Source organism: Ruminococcus sp. YRD2003, assembly GCA_900109435.1.
In the GTDB taxonomy this organism is placed as follows: Bacteria; Bacillota; Clostridia; order Oscillospirales; family Ruminococcaceae; genus Ruminococcus; species Ruminococcus flavefaciens_G.
On record FNZT01000004.1, the window covers coordinates 203,066 to 223,858 of the forward strand.

Below are 20,793 nucleotides of genomic sequence, written 5' to 3' on the forward strand. Positions count from 1 at the left end.
TGATGCCCTCATCAGCCCGCCGTTTTCGGGGCGATGTGAGCATCGGCCTCTGCATATGTTCAGAAGTCGAACTTTTCCTTCAGCTTCTCGAAAAAGCTCTGACGCTTTGCGTAGTTCTTCTCAGTGAGCGAGGACTCGAATGCACGGAGAAGGTCCTTCTGCTTTTTCGTGAGGTTCTTCGGTACCTCGACGTATATCTTGACGTACTGGTTGCCGCGCTCGGGACGGTTCACCTTCTTGACGCCCTTGCCCTTGAGACGGAATACAGTACCGTTCTGTGTTCCCTCGGCGATGTTGTATCTTACGTCGCCGTCGATAGTCGGAACAGTTATGTCTGCACCGAGGACAGCATCGAGGTAAGTAACGGGTATATCGCAGTGTATATCGTAGCCCTCACGTGTAAAGATAGGGTGGTTCCTTACGGTGATATTGAGCAGAAGATCGCCTGCGGGGCCTCCGTTGATACCGCAGTCGCCCTGACCGCTGAGGCGAATGGTCTGTCCGTCATCAATGCCTGCGGGGATATCCACAGTAACGGTCTTCTGTACTCTGACTCTGCCTACGCCGCGGCACTTCGCACACGGGTTCTTGACTATCTTTCCCTTGCCTCCGCAGTGAGGACACGGCTTGGTTGAGGATATTGCTCCGAACGGAGTGCGCTGAGTTGTCTTTATGCTGCCGCGTCCCTGACAGTCGGGGCATATATCGGCAGTGGTTCCCGCGTCTGCGCCCGTGCCGTGACATGACTCGCAGACTGCCATACGGAAGAGCTTGACATCCTGCTTCTTGCCGTTGCAGGCGTCCATGAAGTTGATAGTCACGCTTTCCTGTATATCCGAGCCGCGTCTGGGAGCGTTAGCGTTCGAGCGCGAAGCACCGCCTCCGAAACCGCCAAAGCCTCCGAATATGCTCTCGAGTATATCGCCCATATCTCCGAAGCCGCCCATACCGCTGAAGCCGTCGGCTCCGCCGTAGTTGGGATCAACGCCCGCATGACCGAACTGGTCGTACTTGGCACGCTTTTCGGGGTCTGAGAGCACCTCGTTCGCCTCGTTTATCTCCTGAAACTTCTCAACATAGGAAGGATCATCGGGGTGAAGGTCGGGGTGGTTCTCTCTTGCCTTCTTACGGAAGGCTTTTTTTATCTCGTCCTCTGTAGCGCCCTTCTGGATGCCGAGGACCTCGTAATAATCTCTTTTTTCAGCCATAATCTATTCTCCGTTCATTAAAATGCATAATTCATAATGCATAATTCGGAATTATGCATTGGAGTACATATATGCCTTTAGGGCGGCGGTATTTCCGCTGCCCTAAAAAGCTTTATTCAACCATTGAGCTGGTTTTCGACGATCTCTTCGCCCTGACTTCTTCCTCCGTCATAATCGCCGAGGTTGTCATTCGCGAGTCCGCCGAACCATTTCAGCCCGAACCATACCGCGAGAACAAGTCCGCCGATAATGACAGCAGTCATCAGGAACTTTTTCGTTCTCTCACTCATTTATTAAACCTCGGTAAAGTCAGCGTCAACTACTCCGTCGTCATTATTGCTGCTTGTATCAGCTTCGCCGCCCATATTTGCGAACTGCGAGGGGTCGATTCCTCCGCCGTTGGGGTTAGCCTGCTGGTATATCTTTGCAGAGAGGTCGTAGAACGCCTTCTGGAGGTCGTCCTTGAGAGACTTTATCTCGTCATTGTTGTCGGCAGCGATAGCAGAGCGAAGTGCAGCTGCCTTTGTCTCGATGTTAGACTTCTCGTCTGCGGATACCTTGTCGCCGAAGTCTGCAAGAGCCTTCTCACACTGGAATACGAGGTTCTCTGCTTCGTTCTTGGTGTCAACAGCCTCACGGCGCTTCTTGTCCTCGGCAGCATACTGCTCAGCTTCCTTGACAGCCTTGTCGATGTCGTCCTTGGACATATTTGTCGAAGAAGTGATAGTGATGTTCTGCTCCTTGCCCGTGCCGAGGTCCTTGGCGGAAACGTGAACGATACCGTTCTGGTCGATATCGAATGTTACCTCTATCTGGGGGATTCCTCTCGGTGCGGGAGCGATTCCGTCGAGACGGAATGTTCCGAGCTGCTTGTTGTCGCGTGCGAACTCACGCTCGCCCTGAAGAACATTGATGTCAACAGCGGGCTGGTTGTCGGAATATGTTGAGAATATCTGCGACTTCTTGGTCGGGATAGTAGTATTTCTCTCTATCATCTTTGTGCATACGCCGCCTGCTGTCTCGATACCGAGTGAAAGCGGAGTTACGTCGAGAAGGAGCAGACCGTTCTTGACGTCGCCGCCGAGAACACCGCCCTGATATGCAGCACCGAGAGCCACGCACTCGTCGGGGTTGATGCCCTTGAAGGGGTCCTTGCCGATAAGCTTCTTGACAGCTTCCTGAACAGCGGGGATTCTTGAAGAACCGCCGACCATGAGCACCTTGTTTATCTCGCCGATGTTAAGACCGCTGTCGCTGAGAGCCTGACGAACAGGTCCCATTGTAGCCTCTACGAGGTCTGCTGTGAGCTCGTTGAACTTAGCCTGTGTGAGAGTGAGGTCGAGGTGCTTGGGAGTGCCTGTAGCATCAACAGTGATGAACGGGATGTTGATGTTGGAAGTTGTAGTGGAGGAGAGCTCTATCTTAGCCTTCTCAGCTGCATCCTTGAGTCTCTGGGCAGCCATTTTGTCCTGTGAGAGGTCAACTCCGTCGGACTTCTTGAACTCCTCAACTATCCAGTTGATGATGCGCTGGTCGAAGTCGTCGCCGCCGAGACGGTTGTTACCTGCTGTAGCAAGTACCTGCTGTACGTCCTCGCCCATTTCAATGATTGATACATCGAATGTACCGCCGCCGAGGTCGTAGACCATGACTGTCTGCTCCTCTTCCTTGTCGATACCGTATGAGAGAGCCGCTGCTGTAGGCTCGTTGATGATACGTCTTACATTAAGGCCCGCTATCTGACCTGCGTCTTTGGTAGCCTGTCTCTGGGAGTCTGTGAAGTAAGCAGGAACTGTGATAACAGCCTCAGTTACAGTCTCGCCGAGGTAAGCCTCGGCATCTGCCTTGAGCTTCTGGAGTATCATTGCGGATATCTCCTGAGGAGTGTAGTTCTTGCCGTCGATAGAAACCTTATAGTTTGAGCCCATGTGTCTCTTTATTGAAGAAACTGTTCTGTCGTGATTTGTGATAGCCTGTCTCTTAGCCACCTGACCTACGAGACGCTCGCCGTTGTTTGTGAAAGCGACAACGGAAGGTGTTGTTCTTGCGCCCTCGCTGTTGGGGATAACGACTGCGTTACCGCCCTCCATAACAGCTACGCAAGAGTTTGTTGTACCAAGGTCGATACCAATGATTTTTCCCATAATTGATTCCTCCTGTATTATAAGCCATTAGCCTTTAGCTCTTAGCCATTAGCTATGGTGTCCGCTTTGCGGACGGATTTACTTGTTTGTGATTATTGCGGAATGCCGTGGCGGCGTTTCCTGCTAAATTGCTACTGCCACCATAGCGGGGCGTATCAGCTTGTCGCCTATCATGTAGCCCTTCTGGAAAACCTGACAAACGTGATTGCTCGCGTAGTCAGTGCCGTCGAGCTGCTGAATGGCATTGTGGAAATTCGGGTCAAATTCAGCCCCGAGAGCTTCTATCTCGGTGACGTTCATCTTTGTGAGGAAGTCCTTCATCTGACCGAATATCATACTCATGCCGTTCTTGAAGTTATCGTCGCTGCACTCCGCTTCGAGCGAGCGCTCAAAGCTGTCGATGACGGGAAGCAGGTTCTCGATACATTTTGCAGCGGCATTCGAGTAGGTGTCTGCCTTCTCCCGCGCGGTACGCTTTCTGTAGTTGTCGTACTCGGCGAAGAGTCTCAGGTATTTATCGTTTGCCTCAGCGAGGGCATCCTCGAGCTCTGCGTACTGAGCGGCACTGTCATTGTATTCGCTTGCAGCGTCATCCTCGTCGGTGAGCTCGGCGCCGTCGGCAGCATCGTCGAATTCTTCGGCGATAGCCTCTTCGGACATTTCCTCCTCGGGAAGCTCGGTTTCTTTCAGTTTATCCTTCACTGCTGTCTGCTCCTTTCTACGTCTGCGTGAAGTCCGCATCCGTAACTGTATTGTCCTCATCGCCCGACATCAGGTCTGATATCTTTCCTGTCAGGTATTCGATGTAAGGGATTATTTTTTTATAGTCGACTCTCATAGGACCTATTATCCCGAGAGAGCCTGCTTCCTCGCCGTTTCTTCGGTACTTCGAGACTATCATGCTCGAATTGCCGATAGCGAAATTTCCGCCCGCTCCGAACTTTACCTGTATGCCGCTGAAGGATTCCTCCAGCAGGTCGGTGAGCTCGTGCTTGTGCTCGATGAAGCGTACTACCTCCATTTTGTCGAGGTCGTCGCAGGAGAGGAGTTTTTCTCCGCCACTGACGGTCAGCTCCTGCTGCTTTAAGTCGGCTGACAGCTCGCATATGCCCTTGACGAGCGGTGAGAGCGTTACCATATATGCGGAGACTGCTGCTATCATCTTGTCGAGCATCTCCTCCGAGAGCTCGTCAACGGAGATACCGCTGAGATTCTCGTCGATATATTTTGTGAAGAAGTCGAGCTGCTCATGGCTGAGGTCGAATTCAAGTCTGCAAGCTTTATTCTTTATATTTCCGTTCGATGTGATGAGAAGTATAACGTAAAGCCGCTTTCCTGTTGGTATGACCTCTACTTTTGATATTACCGAGAACCGAGGCGCCGAATTCGTTACCACAGCTGCACACTGCGTCAGTTCCGTGAGGGCGGCTGCGGCGTTCTGCACCAGCAGTTCCTCGGGGGTATCCGCATCGCCGAGCCTCTCGTCGAGCATTTTCTTTTCCTCGTCCGACAGTTCGGGGAGCGTCATCAGCTCGTCGATATAGAGCCTGTACCCGAGATACGTAGGTATCCTTCCTGCGGATGTATGAGGCTGCTCGAGGTAGCCGAGCTGCTCAAGCACAGCCATATCGTTGCGGATAGTAGCAGATGAGGCTTTGATGTGTTCAAGCTGAGATATGGTCTTAGAGCCTACCGGTTCGCCTGTCCTGATGTATTCGTCAACCACAGCAGCGAGGACTTTCAGCTTTCTGTCGTCCACGAAAAACACAACCTTTCTCTGTATAAGACTTTGTCTTGATACTGTTTAGCACTCTACATCTTCGAGTGCTAATATAAATTTACCACTATTGTGCGCCAATGTCAAGGCTTTTATTCATTTTCGTCATTTCGCACAACTGCTCTCGGCATAGATTTCGCTTTTTATACATTTGCCATTGACTTTCGTGTCCGATAGTGCTATACTTATTATTGTGTGAATCATTGTAAGGACGTCGGTCGTCATATGGGAGAGAGGATACGCAGACATATCATATTCTATGGCTCGGTACAAGGCGTCGGTTTCAGGTACCGCGCCTATCACGCGGCTCAGACCTACGGCGTCTCGGGCTGGGTGAAAAACTGTTTTGACGGCTCGGTCGAAATGGAGGCCGAGGGCACCGAAAAGGCTATAGATGACATGATACTCGCTATCGAGAAGGGCACCTTTGTTCGTATCGAAAATATGAGCGTCAGGAGCCTTCCGCTTCACGGAGACTACGGCTTCGAGATACGCTGAGACCGCAATTATCAGTTAGGAACCGCGATTTTCAGCAACAAATGATATTGACTGAACTTTTTATGTGTGTTATAATCAAATCACAACAGAATAGCTCAGCGGTGTCATCATTATGTTATTAAGGAGACATATTATGGGTAAGTATTTTGGCACAGACGGATTCAGAGGCACTGCAAACGAGAACCTCACTGCCGACCATGCTTTTAAAGTCGGACGCTTTATCGGCTGGTACTACGGTGAGCTCAGACGCCGCAGCGGTGACGATACTCCCGCTCGTATAGTCATCGGCAAGGATACCCGCCTCTCAAGCTATATGTTCGAGTATTCTCTTGTTGGCGGACTTACCGCCTCGGGCGCTGATGCGTACCTCCTCCATGTTACTACCACACCCTCGGTCGCTTATATCTCCCGCGTGGACGGTTTTGACTGCGCTGTTATGATATCTGCGAGCCACAACCCCTACCACGACAACGGCCTGAAACTCATCAACGGGAACGGCGAGAAAATGGAGGATGAAGTCATAGAGCTCGTGGAGGCTTACCTTGACGGAAACCTTAATGCTTTCGGGCAGGAGTGGAAGGAACTCCCCTTCGCTACAGGTGACAAGATAGGCAGGTCTGTTGATTATGTGGCGGGCAGGAATCGCTATATAGGCTATCTCATCTCCCTCGGAATGTATTCGTTCAGAGGCGTGAAGGTGGCTCTCGACTGCGCTAACGGCGCGTCGTGGAACATCGCAAAGGCTGTATTTGACGCTCTCGGAGCCGAAACGCACGTCATCAATGCCGCGCCCAACGGCACTAATATCAACGACAATGCGGGCTCCACTCATATAGAAGTCCTTCAGAAGTACGTGGTAGAGAACGGCTGTGACGTCGGATTCGCATACGACGGCGACGCTGACCGCTGCCTCTGTGTCGACGAAAAGGGCGGGCTCATCTCGGGCGACCATATCCTCTATATCTACGGAAGATATATGAAGGAGCGCGGCAAGCTTGTGAACAATACCGTTGTCGCGACGGTAATGTCCAACTTCGGTCTCTTCAAGGCGTTTGACGAAATAGGTATCGACTACGCCAAGACCGCTGTCGGTGACAAGTATGTTTACGAATATATGAAGGAGCACGGCTGCTGCCTCGGCGGTGAGCAGTCGGGACATATCATCTTCTCGAAGTACGCCTCCACAGGCGACGGCATACTCACCAGCCTCAAAATGATGCAGGTGATAATGTCACGTCAGAAGAAGCTCAGTGAGCTTGCAGCTCCGTTCGTCGTATATCCGCAGGTGCTCGAAAATGTCCGCGTCAAGGACAAGAAGGCTGCTCAGAACGACCCCAACGTACAGGCTATCGTCGCGAAGGTAGGCGAGGAGCTCGGCTCAACGGGCCGCATTCTCGTGCGAGAGAGCGGTACAGAGCCGCTCGTGCGCGTCATGGTCGAGGCTGAGGACGAGGCTACCTGCCGCAAGTACGTCAGTAGCGTAGTGGACGTTATCAAGGCTAACGGCCACACAGTCTGAATCAACAGGATACAATATTGGGCGGAAAACATTGGCACTTTTCCGCCCTTTTTATAAAGCAAAATATATCATTACAACACCAAAAAGGAGAAACACATGAAAAAGCAGGTATTTAACCCCTTCCTGCCGCAGGACGCCTATATCCCCGACGGTGAACCTCACATCTTCGGCGGCAGAGTCTATCTCTACGGCTCCCACGACTTTGAAGGCGGAAGAACATTCTGTATGGGCGACTATACAGTTTATTCCGCGCCCGTTGACGACCTCTCTGACTGGCGCTGCGACGGCGTCATCTACAGGGCCGAACAGGACCCCGACTACAAGGACAGACCGTATATGTATGCTCCCGACGTTGTCAGGGGCAACGACGGCAGATACTACCTCTACTACTGTATGTCTGGCGATTTCGGCTTCGGCGGATACTACGGGCCCATAAGCGTGGCGGTCTGTGACGAGCCCGCGGGAAGATATGAATATTTAGGCTATATCCATTATCCCGACGGCTCTCCGATGAAGAAATATGTTTGTTTCGACCCCTGCGCCTTCAACGACAACGGTACTATCCGTATCTACTACGGTACACAATATATGGACGAGAGCAATGACGAGCTCGCGAGCGATGACGAGAAAATGGCGGAGGTCATGCACCGCTTCGATAAGACCCGCGACGAGATACTGTCAACTCCCGATAATGTGAACGGTCCCGCGGTCGTGACGCTCGAGGACGATATGCTGACGGTCAAGGGGGAGCCGCGCCATATCATCCCGTATGACGCGGATTTCGGCGGACATGAGTTCTTTGAAGCAAGCTCCATGCGCAAGGTCGGCGACAAATACTACTTCATCTATTCCTCTCAGAAGAACCACGAGCTGTGCTATGCCGTGAGCGACTTCCCCGACAGGGACTTCGTGTTCGGCGGCACTATCGTATCCAACGGCGACGTCGGCATCAACGGCGTCAGCGACGATACAAGAATGAATATGACAGGTACTACCCACGGCAGTATCATCGAGATAAACGGACAGTGGTATGTTTTCTACCATCGTCTCACTCACAAGTCCGATTACAGCAGACAGGCTTGCGCAGAGCCGATAACTATCGCGCCCGACGGCAGCATCAAGCAGGTCGAGATCTCGAGCTGTGGGCTCAACGGAAGTCCTCTCAGGGCTGAGGGTCGCTATCCTGCGACCATTGCCTGTCATATCACCAACGGTCATATGCCGCACGGCTCGAATAAGATATTCACCGAGAGCTTCCCGAATGTGAACCACCGTGTACTCGGCAGCAAGGACTCCGCACTCAGTGCGGGCGAGCGCGGCATCGAGCACTATACCGAACGCTTCATCAGTGAGGTCGCGGACGGCACGCTCATCCGCTTCCGCTACTTTTCGGGCAGCGCCGAGCGCATAGGTATCTCCTATCGCGGAAACGGGGCGGGAAGCGTCGAGATAAACGGGCAGAGCGCCAAGATATCGCCTGCTGACATATGGACGGATATTTCCGTCCCCGCCGCAGCCGATAAGGACAGATTCGATGTCACTATCTGCTTCAAGGGCACTGACAATATCGAGATAAAGGAGCTTTTCTTTGCCTGAGCGGCAGCGCTGCTTTTACAAGGCTCTGTATAAATAGGGTCTGATGTCCTCTCCCGACTTTTCGGTGAGAGGACGTTTTTTTGTTTAAAGTGACGGATTTGTGCTGCGTTTTTTGTTATCGTAGCCGCTCTCTATTGACAGTATCTGTGCAATTTGGTATAATTACTTTATATAATGTATGGTGGGGGCGGTGCCGCCTCCCGCAGGAAGAGAAATAAAAGAGACAACGGTGCGATAATATGGTTAGTAAAAGAGACAGATACAAAAGGCTCATTTCCGTTTGTTCTGCTACTGTGCTGGTGGGTATACTTGCGCTGGGCTTCGGTTATGTGTGGTACACATATTACAGCGATGTGATAGTCCTCCCGTACTACAGGCGAGGAAACTGGGTGCTGATAGGAATATATGCCATGCTGGTATGGCTGTTTTTCAGGGTTTACGGAGGTTTTAAGCTCGGATACCTCAAAAAGACGGATATGCTCTACTCGCAGCTCATATCAATAGCTGCGGTGGACTTCGTTGCCTACTTCCTCATCAGCCTTATAGGACGCGACTTCATGCCCGTCATGCCAATGGTGCTCCTGACTTTCGTGGATTTCGGCTATATTGCCCTCTGGACGCTGTGTATCGGCAGGATATACTTCATGATCTACCCCCCGCGCAAGCTGATGATACTCTACGGGAGCCATCAGGCGGCGGCACTGGTAATGAAAATGAGCCAGCGTGTGGACAAGTATATGATCTGCGAGTCCGTCAGCGTGACTGAGCCCGCGGATAAGATACGCGAGCTGATACTCAAATACGAGGGCGTCATAATCTGCGATATCCCCGCGGAACAGCGCAATGACTACCTCAAATTCTGCTACGAAAAATCGGTCAGAGCGTATATCGCTCCGAAAATATCCGATATTATTGTCAGAGGTGCCGATGACATACGCCTTTTCGATACGCCGCTCCTCCTTTGCAGGAACTACGGCCTCGATGTCGAGCAGAAGGTGATAAAGCGACTGTTTGATATCGTGTTTTCGCTGATAACGCTGATACTCGTCTCGCCGTTCATGATATTCGCGGCGCTGGCGATAAAGCTCCACGACGGCGGACCTGTCCTCTACAAGCAGAAACGCCTTACCATTGACGGAAAGGTGTTCGATGTGCTGAAATTCCGCAGTATGGTGGTCGATGCAGAGAAACTCAGCGGTCCCGTGCTCGCGTCCGACGATGACCCGCGCATCACGCCTATAGGCAGGTTCCTTCGCAAGGTGAGGCTCGACGAGCTTCCGCAGCTGCTGAATATACTCAAGGGCGATATGTCCGTGGTCGGACCGCGTCCCGAGCGTCCCGAGCTCTCCGAGGAATATAAGAAGGAGATGCCCGAGTTTGAGTTCAGATTAAAGGTAAAAGCGGGCCTTACGGGCTATGCACAGGTAACGGGAGTATATGACACCGTACCCTACGACAAGCTCAAAATGGACCTGATGTACATAGAGAATTACTCGTTCCGTATGGACTTGCAGATAATTCTCATGACTATAAAGACCATGCTCTTCCCGCCAAAGTCCAACGCCGAATCGGGCAACGGGCTCATTGAGCAGGAGAGCAGAAGAGAAGAGGATAATAAATGAAGATAACAGCGGTCATAATGGCGGGCGGACGCGGAGAGCGCTTCTGGCCCAAGAGCCGTAACGCAAGCCCCAAGCAGTTTCTCTCGCTCACCAAGGACGGAGAGACGATGATACAGAAAACGGTGAAGAGGCTCCTTCCCATAGTCGATGAGGAGGACGTCTACATCGTCACCAATGCGGCGTATGTCGAACTTGTTCACGAACAGCTCCCGAACGTGCCGAAGGAGAATATCCTCGCGGAGCCCTGCGCAAGGAACACTGCTCCGTGTATAGCCTTTGCGGCGGCAGTCATCAGCCGAAAGTATGAGGACGCTATAATGCTGGTGCTCCCCTCGGACCACCTCATCGGCTATGAGAACATCTACATCAATACGCTGAAAAAAGCCGTCAAAGCTGCTGAAAAGGGCAAGCGCCTCGTCACCATAGGCATCACGCCCGAATATCCCGAGACGGGTTACGGCTATATCAATTTCGGTGAGGAAAAGGGCGACGTTTACGCGGTAGAGCGATTCGTGGAGAAGCCCGACCTCGCGACCGCAAAGGACTACCTCGCGTCGGGCAGATATCTCTGGAACAGCGGTATGTTCGTGTGGAAGATATCCTCGATAATGTTCAATCTGAAGACGCTTATGCCCGATATTTACGATGGAGCGGTACGCATCGGAGAGGCGTTCGGCACCCCTGCATTCGAGGAGGTGCTGGTGAAGGAATTCACCGCCTTCAGGAGCGAATCCGTTGACTTCGGTATCATGGAGAAGGCAAAGCATATCTACACCATCCCGGGCAGTTTCGGTTGGGATGACGTCGGGAGCTGGCTCGCCGTTGAGCGTATAAACGAGACTGACGACGACAAGAATTTTATCGACGGCGACGTTATCACCGTTGATTCAAAGCGCACGACCGTCTGCGGCGGCAAGCGCCTTATTGCTGCGGTGGGCACAAGAGATATCATCATCGTCGATACCGACGACGTCCTGCTTGTGTGCTCGAAGAACAACACTCAGGACGTAAAAAAGGTCATCGCTCAGCTCAAGGAGCAGGAAAGAACAGAGTTTATCTGATGCGTAATCCATAATTTGCGATCGTGGTGTCCCTTCGGGATATACCTGAATATCATCACCGTAAGGCGATACCGCAATTACACATTACGCACAACTAATTAAAATAAGGAGTATAAATATGAAAAACGCACTTATCACAGGCATCACAGGTCAGGACGGCTCGTATCTCGCAGAGCTCCTCCTCGAAAAGGGCTACAATGTCTACGGCATATGGAGAAGAAAGGCGACTGCCGACTACGGCAATATTGCTCACCTCAAGGACAAGGTCACACTCATCTACGCCGATATGACAGACCCCGTTTCCCTCATCTCCGCAATGAGGATATCGCAGGCTGACGAGGTGTACAACCTCGCCGCTCAGTCATTCGTTGCAACAAGTTGGGACACTCCCCTAGGCACCGCAGACATCGACGCTGTAGGCGTTACCAATATGCTTGAGGCTATCCGCATCGTAAAGCCCGAGTGCCGCTTCTATCAGGCTTCTACCTCCGAGATGTTCGGTCTCGTGCAGGAAATACCTCAGAAAGAGACTACCCCCTTCTATCCGAGAAGCCCGTACGGCGTGGCTAAGCTCTACGGTCACTGGATAACCAAGAATTACCGTGAGAGCTACGGTATGTTCGCCTGCTCGGGAATACTCTTCAATCACGAGTCCGAGAGACGCGGTATCGAGTTCGTTACACGCAAGATAACAGACGCCGTTGCACGCATAAAGCTCGGTGTGCAGGACTATGTAGAGCTCGGAAATATGGACTCCAAGCGCGACTGGGGACACTCCAAGGACTATGTCCGCGCAATGTGGCTCATGCTCCAGCAGGATAAGCCCGATGACTACGTTATCGCGACAAACGAGACAAGAACTGTCCGCGAATTCGTTGAGACTGCATTCAGACACGTTGATATAGAGGTCGAGTGGAAGGGAGAAGGCGTAGACGAGGTAGGCATAGACAAGGCTACAGGCAAGACCATCGTCAAGGTAAACAAGAAGTTCTTCCGTCCCGCAGAGGTCGATATACTTCTCGGCGACCCGTCGAAGGCTGAGAAAGCTCTCGGTTGGAAGCGTGAGATAAGCTTCTCCGAGCTGGTTGAGCGCATGGTAAAGAACGACCTCGCCCGCGTAGAGAAGGAGATAAAGATAAAGGAAATAGCAGGCTGATATGGACAGGGACATACTTCGTTCGGCGGCTTTCGGCGGCTATGACAAGGCTGACGTCATCGCAACGCTCGACACGCTTAACGCCGCAAAGCTTGCTTTCGAGGATGGCGCTATCCCGCTCGCGGAGCTGAAACGCACGGCTGAAAAGGTCGCAGGACACAAGTTCAAGAAGGTGGTCACGGGCGGCTTCAACAAGCAGGACGTTGAGGACTACTTCCGCAAGCTCTGCGACGATATACAGAATATGACCGAATAAAGCCACTTACGCCGCCGCAGCCGCGGCGGCGCTTACATTTACGAAAGCAGGAAATTGATTGAATATCGCATTTGACGCAATCCCGCTCATCAGCGACCGTATCACGGGCATCGGCTGGTGCGAGGCGGGACAGACTATGGCTATGGCTCGCCTGCACCCCGAGAACGAGTATACCTACAACTTCTTCTCACGCACCGACGACCACATCAAGCTGGAACGGATCGCTCCGTTCGCAGGCGACAATATCGGCACAAAGCTCATACACTTCTCAGGCTATATGTACCGTGCCGCTACCACGTTCGTGCCTTTCCCGTACAGCTTCTTTTTCGGGAACGACGCCGATGTCTCGCACTTCTTCAACTACATCGTCCCGCCGGGAGTACACGGAAGGACAGTCGTGACCGTTCACGATATGGTCTACAAGGCTTTCCCCGAGACTGTCCGCGGACGAACGAAAATGATGCTGAATATGGGACTGAAAAGCTCTATGAAGCGCGCGGACATGATAGTCACCGATTCGGAATTCTCGAAGAGCGAGATAATCAAATACTTCCCGCAGCACGCAGAAAAAATAAGAGTTGTGCCCTGCGGAGTAGACCTTGAAAAGTTCAAGCCATGTACCGAGCCCGAGCGCATACCACAGGTCAAGAAATCGCTCGGTATAGAGGGCGAATACTTCCTCTACGTCGGCACCATTGAGCCCCGCAAGAACCTCGAAAGGCTCATCACTGCTTACCATATATTCTGCGGCAGGCATAAGGATGCGCCCAAGCTCGTGCTCGCGGGCGGCAAGGGGTGGCTGTACGACGGTATATTTGCGCGCGTCAGGGAGCTCGGGCTTGCCGAGCAGGTCATCTTTACGAAGTATGTTCCCGCCGAGGATATGAACCCGCTTATGTGCGGAGCTCTCGCGTTCGTCTTCCCGTCAATATACGAGGGCTTCGGTATGCCTCCGCTTGAGGCTATGGCGAGCGGAGTTCCCGTGCTCGCGTCGGATGCGGCTTCGCTTCCCGAGGTCACGGGCGACTGCGCAGTCATCTGCGACGCCTACTCCGAAGAGAGCATCGCTGACGGGCTGGAGAAGCTCTGCGATTCCGAGGAGCTCCGCCGAGAACTCGGGATACGCGGCAGAGAGCGTGCCAAGCAGTTTACATGGGACAGGTCGGCGGAAATGCTTTACGATATCTATAAGGAGCTGAAATAAATGAGCGAAGAGATAAAGAACCCCGAGACAAATGAGGCTGAGAAGCCGCAGGAGACGGATTTCACGAACTTCCTGACGGCAGAGGATGAGTTCCGTATGGAAATGGAGAAATACATTCCTGTGTTCGTAGAGCGTCTTACGAGCAATACCCTCGAATCCGACCAGGATTTCATCAACTGGACGCTCGAGCTCATGGACCTCGGCAAGGCGGCAGGCATTGATATGCAGAAGTACATTATGGACTACTGCCATGAAAACGGTCTCGCTCAGTAATGGGCAGGAAGTTCAGAGTCCTGGAGGTCAACAAGGCGTATTATCCGCATATCGGCGGTATCGAGAGCCTTGTGCGCCAATATTCCGAGGAGCTTTCGCCGCTGGGGGCACAGGTGCGTACACTTGTCTGCCGTGACGGCAGGGGCTATACCGTACATGAGCGGCTGAACGCTGTGGACCTGACCCGCGCTGGAAGCTTCGGCACGTATTTTTCGTGTCCGCTGTCGCTGTCGTTTGTGCGGCTGTTCAGGAAAATGACGAAAAGCGCCGACGCGGTGCATATAAACGTGCCCTTCCCGCTCGCGGACGCGGCTCTGCTGGTGTCGGGATACAAGGGGAAAGTCGCGGTATCATGGCACAGCGACATCGTCAAGCAGAAGAAACTCATGCTCTTCTACCGCCCGTTCATGATGTATCTGCTCAGGCGTGCGGACGTCATTTTCGTGGCGACCGAGGGCCATATCGACGGCTCGGACGTGCTCCCTCAGTTCAGGGAGAAGTGCCGCATTCTGCCCTATGGTATAGTTCCCGAGGAATACCTCGCGATAGAGCGCAAGCCCTTTCTGACCGACAAGCTCACCGACAAGAACGCCGTGAAGATATTCTTCACGGGCAGGCTTGTCTACTACAAGGGCGTGGACGTGCTGCTGCGGGCGTTCAGACACACCCGAAACTGCGAGCTGTTCATCGCGGGCACAGGACAGCTTGAGGAGAACCTCAAGCGCTATGCCAAGGCTCACGGAATGTCGGATAAGGTGCATTTTCTGGGATTTCTGCCCGATGACGAGCTTCGGCAGGCATATGCGGACTGCGATATCTTTGTACTTCCGTCAGTCGCTAAGAGTGAGGCGTTCGGCATCGTGCAGCTCGAAGCCATGGTCTATGGCAAGCCTGTCATTAATACGAGCCTCCCGTCGGGAGTCCCGCACGTCAGTCTGCACGGCGTTACTGGGCTGACAGTGCCTCCTTCGTCTCCGAAGGCTCTCGCCGCAGCGATAAACAGGCTCGCAGAGGATAAGCCCCTGCGCGAGAAGCTCGGCAGAAATGCCGCTGTCCGCGTAAAGCGCGACTTCAACGAAAAGGATATAATCAGGAAGCTCTATGAGTTCCTGTCGGAATAAGTGAGGAAAATTATGAAGGCTTTGATAATCGGCGGAGCAGGCTTCGTTGGAGCCTACCTTATCCGCGAGCTCGCGTCGGCGGGCGCTGAGGTACACGCTACCTGCCTGCCGTCCGAGAGTATAAAGGAGGCGTGTGAGGTACACACCCTCGATATAATGAATGCGGAGGACATCTCTGCTCTGCTTGCGGAGGTCGTCCCCGACGTGATTTTTCACCTCGCGGCGCAGAGCTCCGTGGCGGTGTCGTGGAAGAAGCCTCAGCTGACGGCGAATATCAACGTGGTGGGCTCGATAAATGTGCTCGAGGCCGTGAGAGCCGCCGAAAAGAAGAATATCCGCGTGATAATGATAGGCACGGGTGAGGAGTACGGCTTCATCAGGGAGGGCGCCTGCCCTCTCAGCGAGGACGAGCCCCTTGACCCGGGTAATATCTACGCCGCGACTAAGGCTTGTCAGGAGATGATAAGCCGCATATATGTCCGCGCGTATAAAATGGACATCGTTATGGTGCGCGCGTTCAATCATTCGGGACCCGCGCAGAGTGATATATTCGTTATCTCCGACTTCTGCAAGCAGATAGCGGAGGCTGAGAAAGGTATGCGTCCGCCCGAGATGAAGGTCGGCAACCTTTCCGCAATGCGCGATTTTACGGACGTGCGCGACGTCGTGAGAGCATACCGTCTGCTCGCGGAAAAAGGTGTCGGCGGCAGAGTTTACAACATCGGGCGCGGCAGGGCTGTGGAGATACAGTATATCCTCGACACGGCGCTGAGCCTCTCCGAAGCGGATATCACCGTGACGCAGGACCCCGCACGTATGCGTGCGTCCGACATACCGATAATAGAGCCCGACGTTTCGCGGATATTCGCGGATACGGGCTGGAAGGCCGAGATAACTATGGAGCAGACTATCTCCGATACGCTCGGCTGGTGGAGACAGAAACTCGGAAACTACGGAACATCATTGGGCGTGTAAACACCCGCAGAAGAGGGAGTGAACAAAATGTCTGATATGAAGCTTACAAACGAGAAAATGCACACATTCGACGGACACGAAAAGGTAGGGGTTTTCAAGTCGGGCGAGAAGCTCACCGACTTCGGCGAGAAGCAGAATGCCGCGAATGAAGTGCTTGCGGCAAACATCAACGACCTCATCGTGAGGGTCTGTGCCCTTGAGGATAAGCAGGTGCAGAATGCGGAGGTCATGCGCAAGCTCGCAGAGGAGCTTGGTGCTTTCAAGAAGGAGCTCGATCGCCTGCGCCTCTCGGATAAGCTCAATACGAGCGCCGTCGAGCGCCTCAACAGGGCGATAAGTCTCGCACAGGGAGACACTGAGAGGTGAAACAAGCTGTCAGCTAATGGATGAATTGGTAAAAACGCCAAAAATCGGTAACAAATCTGACAAAGGTATTGACTTTGTTAAAGTTTTGTTATATTATATATGTATTGTGGAACATTCAATGCATACCACTATTGCTGACTTATCAACGGAGATATGCACAGACGCAGTCTCCGTTTCTTACTTTTTGGAGCGAAAGAAGGTGCTATAATGGCAGAAGAGCTTATAGAAGAACTCGAAAATAAGGTCGCCTTTACTATACCGATCTTCGGCGGTATCCCTATCGCCGACTCGTGTGTCGTAACATGGATAATCATGGGCGTGCTTGTACTGCTGTCGATAATACTCACGAGGAACCTCAAAAGGGTGCCGACAGGAGTGCAGTGCCTCCTCGAATCCTTTATTGGTATGCTCGACAAGATGTTTACCGAGGCTCTCGGAGAGGGCGGAAAGAGGTATGTGCCTATTCTCGAGACATTCATCCTCTACATAGGTGTGTCGAATATCATGGGTATATTCGGATTCGTGCCGCCGACTAAGGACGTAAACGTGACTGCCGCTCTTGCGGGACTGGCTATCATACTCGTACAGGTCGCCTTCATACTCAAGAAGGGACCGCTGAAATGGCTGAAAAGCTTCATCAACCCGCTGAATGTGCTCGACCTTGTGACACGTCCGCTGTCGCTGTGTATGCGACTCTTCGGAAACGTCCTTGCGGCACATATCGTTATGGAGCTTATCAAGATAGCTATAAGAACGTATGTACACGTCCCCGCGATAGGCGTACCGCTCATCGCGAGCGCTTACTTCGACATTTTCGACGGTATCCTTCAGGCCTATGTATTCTCTTTCCTCACCTCGCTTTATCTTGCTGAGGCTATAGAGGACGAAGAGGGGCACGAAGGGAAAAAAGCAAAAAAACGCAAAAAACTTCACGGAGGTAATTGAATATGGGTGTTATCGCATTAGGCGCCGCTGTTGCCGTACTTACAGGCATTGGTGCGGGTATCGGTATCGGTATCGCGACTGCTAAGGCTACAGAGTCTATAGCTCGTCAGCCCGAGGCAAAGGGCGATATCAGAACATCGCTCATCATCGGCTGTGCTCTCGCAGAGGCTACCGCTGTTTACGGCTTCGTTATCGCACTGCTGATAATCATCATGCTCGGAAGCAAGTGATCTCGTTCGGGTCACGGGACGTCGGAGACACCGTCCCATTATAATACATACACGGAGGTATAATAAAATGGGTGTTATCGCATTAGGCGCCGCTGTTGCCGTACTCACGGGCATAGGCGCAGGTATAGGTATAGGAATCGCAACTGCTAAGGCTACAGAGTCTATCGCTCGTCAGCCCGAGGCAAAGGGCGACATCAGAACGTCGCTCATCATCGGCTGTGCTCTCGCAGAGGCTACCGCCGTTTACGGCTTCGTTATAGCGCTCCTTATAATAATTATGCTCGGCAGCAAATAAGTCGGAGCAAAAAACTACATAAGGAGGGCAAATAATGCTTAAATTTGAATTCTGGAGCATATTCGAGGCAGTCGCAAATATCATCATACTGATGATACTGCTCAGGATATTCCTTTTCAAGCCTGTAAGTAAAATGATGAACGAGAGGACGCAGTCGATACAGAAGGATATCGACGACGCCGAAAAGGCAAGGCAGGAGGCAGAAGACCTCCGCCGACAGTATTCGGATACCATCAGCGAGGCTAAGGAAGAGGCGAGCCGCATCATCATGAAGGCTCATGACGATGCCGAGACCGAGCGTTCCAATATAATACAGAAGTCGCATGAGGAGGCTGACGAGATTGTCAGCGCCGCGAGCGAGACTATCGAGAACGAGCGCAGACGCGTGCTCCAGCAGGCACAGTCGCAGATAGCAGACCTCGCTATCGAAGCCGCATCGAAGATAGTCGGCGCGAATCTCGACGACGAAAAGAACAGGAAGCTTGTTGACGAGTTCCTTTCCGAGGAGGGTGGCAGGCAATGAGAGATTCCGATAAGGCGCTTGTAAACGAGCTCGTCCGCCGCGATATATCCCGCGAGGACATTATAGCGACAAAAACGGTGCTCGAGGACTGTCCCGACATTGCGGATACTCTCTCGAACCCTCTTGTTACAAATGACGAGAAGCACAGCATAATCAGACAGCTTTTCCCCGAATCCCTCGAGCGATTCATGTCCACGGTCGTACGCGACGGTGCTGTAGACGAACTCGGCGAGATATTCGAGGAATATGAGGAGATACTCCTCGAGAAGCAGGGCAGCATAAAGGCGGTAGTCCGTTATGTTACGCCGCTTACCGAGTCACAGCAGGCTGACCTTCGCAAGTTCATAATGGAGAAGTTCGTCAAGGAAGATGTCGACATAGAGTATCGCCGCGACCCCGATATAATCGGCGGATTTATCCTCAATGCGGGTGATGTGGAGTACGACCGCAGTTACCGCACAAGTCTCCGCGCGATGCGTGAGCTTATGCAGACAAAGGCGGCAGAGGTTGCCGAGAGCGGCAAGGAAAAGCTCTCGTCGGGTGATATCATATCCGTGCTCAAGACCGAGGTCAAGGACTTTGAGGTCAAGAGCGGCGCGACCGAAACAGGCTTCGTTACGAGGCTCGGTGACGGTATCGCTACCGTTTACGGAATGAGCGGAGTTATGTACGGCGAGCTTGTCGAGTTCGAGACGGGCATCCGCGGTATCGTGCAGAATCTCGAGGAAAAGACGGTCGGAGTAGTACTCCTCGGCGACGATTCGGGGCTTTCCGAAGGCTCTACCGTAGTCCGCACGGGCAAGCGCGCAGGTATCGGAGTGAGCGATGAGCTTCTCGGACGTGTAGTCGATGCCCTCGGAGCACCTATCGACGGCCTCGGACCTATCCGCGCAGATGATTACTTCCCCATAGAGCGCGAAGCTCCTGGAGTTATCGAGCGAAAGCCTGTAAGTGTGCCCCTCCAGACGGGTATCCTCGCTATTGACTCGATGTTCCCGATAGGAAGAGGTCAGCGTGAGCTCATCATCGGCGACAGACAGACAGGCAAGACCTCTATCGCCATTGATACCATTATAAATCAGAAGGGCAAGGACGTTATCTGCGTTTACGTCGCTATCGGACAGAAGTCCTCGACCGTTGCACAGGTCGTGAACAACCTCAAAAAATTCGGAGCTATGCCGTATACGGTAGTCGTATGCGCTTCGGCGAGCGACCAGGCTCCTTTCCAGTATATCGCGCCTTATTCGGGCACTGCTATGGCTGAATATTTTATGTCGCAGGGCAAGGATGTCCTCATCGTGTATGACGACCTCTCGAAGCACGCTGTAGCTTACCGTGCAATGTCGCTGCTGCTGCACCGTCCTCCGGGACGTGAAGCCTACCCCGGCGACGTATTCTACCTGCACTCAAGACTCCTTGAGCGCTCGAGCCGACTCGACGACGAGCACGGCGGCGGCTCACTGACAGCGCTCCCGATAATCGAGACGCTTGCAGGCGATATTTCGGCTTATATCCCGACTAACGTCATTTCCATAACCGACGGACAAATATTCCTCGAGAGCGAGCTTTTCAATTCGGGTCAGCGCCCTGCCGTAAACTACGGACTCTCCGTATCACGTGTCGGCGGTGCGGCTCAGACAAAGGCTATGAAGAAGGCGGCGGGCAACCTCCGTATCGACCTTGCTCAGTTCAAGGAAATGGAGATTTTTACGCAGTTTTCTTCGGAGCTCGACCAGTCTACCGCTGAGCTCCTTGCACACGGACGTATGCTCACCGAGCTGCTCAAACAGCCGCTCTACAATCCGCTCCCGCACTACAAACAGGTGATACTCCTGTATGCGGCTCAGCACGGACTTTTCGAGGGCATACCGCTCAGTGAGCTTCGCGGCTACGTTGCCGACCTCATGACTTATATAGAGTCCTACGGACAGGACATTATCTCCGAGATAGAGGAGAAAAAGGTGCTCGACGAGGAACTCGGCGACCGCATCGAGCGCATCGTTACCGCGTTCGAGGAGTAAGGG

The 20,793-nt window shown here is 52.8% G+C and carries 22 protein-coding genes and 1 pseudogene; 18 read left to right on the forward strand and 5 right to left on the reverse strand.

Translation table 11 applies throughout. The features are described from left to right. Nucleotides 1-59: 59 nt before the first annotated feature. From dnaJ to hrcA, 5 genes are all read right to left on the reverse strand, one after another. On the reverse strand, nucleotides 60-1,208 hold the full coding sequence (gene dnaJ / locus BMX22_RS03850; protein WP_074740814.1) for a molecular chaperone DnaJ: 1,149 nt from the start codon (nucleotides 1,206-1,208) through the stop codon (nucleotides 60-62). Between the two features lie 116 nt (nucleotides 1,209-1,324). After that, a complete protein-coding gene (locus BMX22_RS16335; protein ID WP_177172963.1) occupies nucleotides 1,325-1,498 on the reverse strand; it encodes a hypothetical protein in 174 nt (57 codons plus the stop codon). Nucleotides 1,499-1,501: 3 nt separating this feature from the next. After that, on the reverse strand, nucleotides 1,502-3,352 hold the full coding sequence (gene dnaK / locus BMX22_RS03855) for a molecular chaperone DnaK (RefSeq protein ID WP_074740816.1): 1,851 nt from the start codon (nucleotides 3,350-3,352) through the stop codon (nucleotides 1,502-1,504). A 123-nt stretch (nucleotides 3,353-3,475) separates the two neighbouring features. Next, nucleotides 3,476-4,054, reverse strand: coding sequence for a nucleotide exchange factor GrpE (gene grpE, locus BMX22_RS03860; protein WP_318259672.1), 579 nt, complete (start codon nucleotides 4,052-4,054; stop codon nucleotides 3,476-3,478). 16 nt (nucleotides 4,055-4,070) lie between these two features. Further along, on the reverse strand, nucleotides 4,071-5,111 hold the full coding sequence (gene hrcA, locus BMX22_RS03865; RefSeq protein ID WP_074740948.1) for a heat-inducible transcriptional repressor HrcA: 1,041 nt from the start codon (nucleotides 5,109-5,111) through the stop codon (nucleotides 4,071-4,073). 243 nt (nucleotides 5,112-5,354) lie between these two features. Here hrcA and BMX22_RS03870 point away from each other — a divergent pair, with 243 nt between their 5' ends. The 18 genes and pseudogenes from BMX22_RS03870 to atpA all read left to right on the forward strand — a co-directional run bounded on the left by BMX22_RS03870 (nucleotide 5,355) and on the right by atpA (nucleotide 20,790). Then, on the forward strand, nucleotides 5,355-5,627 hold the full coding sequence (locus BMX22_RS03870) for an acylphosphatase (protein WP_074740818.1): 273 nt from the start codon (nucleotides 5,355-5,357) through the stop codon (nucleotides 5,625-5,627). 133 nt (nucleotides 5,628-5,760) lie between these two features. Beyond that, entirely contained in the window at nucleotides 5,761-7,146 is a 1,386-nt protein-coding gene (gene glmM, locus BMX22_RS03875; protein WP_074740820.1) for a phosphoglucosamine mutase, read from the forward strand. Between the two features lie 96 nt (nucleotides 7,147-7,242). Beyond that, complete coding sequence (locus BMX22_RS03880; protein WP_074740822.1) at nucleotides 7,243-8,742, forward strand: family 43 glycosylhydrolase; 1,500 nt, start codon at nucleotides 7,243-7,245, stop codon at nucleotides 8,740-8,742. Nucleotides 8,743-8,981: 239 nt separating this feature from the next. Next, nucleotides 8,982-10,364, forward strand: coding sequence for a sugar transferase (locus BMX22_RS03885; RefSeq protein ID WP_074740824.1), 1,383 nt, complete (start codon nucleotides 8,982-8,984; stop codon nucleotides 10,362-10,364). Beyond that, entirely contained in the window at nucleotides 10,361-11,425 is a 1,065-nt protein-coding gene (locus BMX22_RS03890) for a mannose-1-phosphate guanylyltransferase (RefSeq protein WP_074740825.1), read from the forward strand. The genes BMX22_RS03885 and BMX22_RS03890 overlap by 4 nt, the downstream gene beginning before the upstream one ends. Nucleotides 11,426-11,543: 118 nt before the next feature. Then, a complete protein-coding gene (gmd, locus tag BMX22_RS03895) occupies nucleotides 11,544-12,581 on the forward strand; it encodes a GDP-mannose 4,6-dehydratase (RefSeq protein ID WP_074740826.1) in 1,038 nt (345 codons plus the stop codon). A 1-nt stretch (nucleotide 12,582) separates the two neighbouring features. Continuing rightward, nucleotides 12,583-12,837, forward strand: coding sequence for a hypothetical protein (locus tag BMX22_RS03900; protein WP_074740828.1), 255 nt, complete (start codon nucleotides 12,583-12,585; stop codon nucleotides 12,835-12,837). Between the two features lie 58 nt (nucleotides 12,838-12,895). After that, a complete protein-coding gene (locus tag BMX22_RS03905; RefSeq protein ID WP_074740830.1) occupies nucleotides 12,896-14,041 on the forward strand; it encodes a glycosyltransferase family 4 protein in 1,146 nt (381 codons plus the stop codon). Beyond that, nucleotides 14,042-14,314 carry a hypothetical protein gene (locus BMX22_RS03910; RefSeq protein WP_074740832.1) on the forward strand — a complete coding sequence of 91 codons (273 nt, stop codon included), beginning with the start codon at nucleotides 14,042-14,044 and terminating at the stop codon, nucleotides 14,312-14,314. Further along, entirely contained in the window at nucleotides 14,314-15,435 is a 1,122-nt protein-coding gene (locus BMX22_RS03915; RefSeq protein ID WP_074740834.1) for a glycosyltransferase, read from the forward strand. The genes BMX22_RS03910 and BMX22_RS03915 overlap by 1 nt, the downstream gene beginning before the upstream one ends. Nucleotides 15,436-15,447: 12 nt before the next feature. Continuing rightward, nucleotides 15,448-16,410, forward strand: coding sequence for a GDP-mannose 4,6-dehydratase (locus tag BMX22_RS03920; protein WP_074740836.1), 963 nt, complete (start codon nucleotides 15,448-15,450; stop codon nucleotides 16,408-16,410). 27 nt (nucleotides 16,411-16,437) lie between these two features. Then, nucleotides 16,438-16,776, forward strand: coding sequence for a hypothetical protein (locus BMX22_RS03925; protein WP_074740838.1), 339 nt, complete (start codon nucleotides 16,438-16,440; stop codon nucleotides 16,774-16,776). Nucleotides 16,777-16,983: 207 nt separating this feature from the next. Further along, nucleotides 16,984-17,721: a F0F1 ATP synthase subunit A gene (locus tag BMX22_RS03935; RefSeq protein WP_074740842.1), complete on the forward strand. Its 738-nt coding sequence runs from the start codon at nucleotides 16,984-16,986 to the stop codon at nucleotides 17,719-17,721. 2 nt (nucleotides 17,722-17,723) lie between these two features. Further along, the gene (gene atpE, locus BMX22_RS03940; RefSeq protein ID WP_031563011.1) at nucleotides 17,724-17,951 is read left to right on the forward strand and encodes an ATP synthase F0 subunit C; all 228 of its coding nucleotides are present in this window, start codon (nucleotides 17,724-17,726) and stop codon (nucleotides 17,949-17,951) included. 67 nt (nucleotides 17,952-18,018) lie between these two features. After that, entirely contained in the window at nucleotides 18,019-18,246 is a 228-nt protein-coding gene (gene atpE / locus BMX22_RS03945) for an ATP synthase F0 subunit C (RefSeq protein WP_031563011.1), read from the forward strand. A 34-nt stretch (nucleotides 18,247-18,280) separates the two neighbouring features. Then, the gene (gene atpF, locus BMX22_RS03950) at nucleotides 18,281-18,769 is read left to right on the forward strand and encodes a F0F1 ATP synthase subunit B (RefSeq protein WP_074740844.1); all 489 of its coding nucleotides are present in this window, start codon (nucleotides 18,281-18,283) and stop codon (nucleotides 18,767-18,769) included. Beyond that, nucleotides 18,766-19,242: pseudogene (gene atpH / locus BMX22_RS17040) on the forward strand (ATP synthase F1 subunit delta); the annotation flags it as partial. The gene atpF and the pseudogene atpH, both read left to right, overlap by 4 nt. Nucleotides 19,243-19,254: 12 nt before the next feature. After that, nucleotides 19,255-20,790 carry a F0F1 ATP synthase subunit alpha gene (atpA, locus tag BMX22_RS03955; RefSeq protein ID WP_413777952.1) on the forward strand — a complete coding sequence of 512 codons (1,536 nt, stop codon included), beginning with the start codon at nucleotides 19,255-19,257 and terminating at the stop codon, nucleotides 20,788-20,790. The last annotated feature ends 3 nt before the right edge of the window (nucleotides 20,791-20,793 follow it).

What these genes read in the sequence shown, in the direction of transcription:
- dnaJ (WP_074740814.1), bottom strand. Translation starts at nt 1,208, where the DNA reads ATGGCTGAAAAAAGAGATTATTACGAGGTCCTCGGCATCCAGAAGGGC.
- BMX22_RS16335 (WP_177172963.1), bottom strand. Translation starts at nt 1,498, where the DNA reads ATGAGTGAGAGAACGAAAAAGTTCCTGATGACTGCTGTCATTATCGGC.
- dnaK (WP_074740816.1), bottom strand. Translation starts at nt 3,352, where the DNA reads ATGGGAAAAATCATTGGTATCGACCTTGGTACAACAAACTCTTGCGTA.
- BMX22_RS03870 (WP_074740818.1), top strand. Translation starts at nt 5,355, where the DNA reads ATGGGAGAGAGGATACGCAGACATATCATATTCTATGGCTCGGTACAA.
- glmM (WP_074740820.1), top strand. Translation starts at nt 5,761, where the DNA reads ATGGGTAAGTATTTTGGCACAGACGGATTCAGAGGCACTGCAAACGAG.
- BMX22_RS03880 (WP_074740822.1), top strand. Translation starts at nt 7,243, where the DNA reads ATGAAAAAGCAGGTATTTAACCCCTTCCTGCCGCAGGACGCCTATATC.
- BMX22_RS03885 (WP_074740824.1), top strand. Translation starts at nt 8,982, where the DNA reads ATGGTTAGTAAAAGAGACAGATACAAAAGGCTCATTTCCGTTTGTTCT.
- BMX22_RS03890 (WP_074740825.1), top strand. Translation starts at nt 10,361, where the DNA reads ATGAAGATAACAGCGGTCATAATGGCGGGCGGACGCGGAGAGCGCTTC.
- gmd (WP_074740826.1), top strand. Translation starts at nt 11,544, where the DNA reads ATGAAAAACGCACTTATCACAGGCATCACAGGTCAGGACGGCTCGTAT.
- BMX22_RS03900 (WP_074740828.1), top strand. Translation starts at nt 12,583, where the DNA reads ATGGACAGGGACATACTTCGTTCGGCGGCTTTCGGCGGCTATGACAAG.
- BMX22_RS03910 (WP_074740832.1), top strand. Translation starts at nt 14,042, where the DNA reads ATGAGCGAAGAGATAAAGAACCCCGAGACAAATGAGGCTGAGAAGCCG.
- BMX22_RS03915 (WP_074740834.1), top strand. Translation starts at nt 14,314, where the DNA reads ATGGGCAGGAAGTTCAGAGTCCTGGAGGTCAACAAGGCGTATTATCCG.
- BMX22_RS03920 (WP_074740836.1), top strand. Translation starts at nt 15,448, where the DNA reads ATGAAGGCTTTGATAATCGGCGGAGCAGGCTTCGTTGGAGCCTACCTT.
- BMX22_RS03925 (WP_074740838.1), top strand. Translation starts at nt 16,438, where the DNA reads ATGTCTGATATGAAGCTTACAAACGAGAAAATGCACACATTCGACGGA.
- BMX22_RS03935 (WP_074740842.1), top strand. Translation starts at nt 16,984, where the DNA reads ATGGCAGAAGAGCTTATAGAAGAACTCGAAAATAAGGTCGCCTTTACT.
- atpE (WP_031563011.1), top strand. Translation starts at nt 17,724, where the DNA reads ATGGGTGTTATCGCATTAGGCGCCGCTGTTGCCGTACTTACAGGCATT.
- atpE (WP_031563011.1), top strand. Translation starts at nt 18,019, where the DNA reads ATGGGTGTTATCGCATTAGGCGCCGCTGTTGCCGTACTCACGGGCATA.
- atpF (WP_074740844.1), top strand. Translation starts at nt 18,281, where the DNA reads ATGCTTAAATTTGAATTCTGGAGCATATTCGAGGCAGTCGCAAATATC.
- atpA (WP_413777952.1), top strand. Translation starts at nt 19,255, where the DNA reads ATGCAGACAAAGGCGGCAGAGGTTGCCGAGAGCGGCAAGGAAAAGCTC.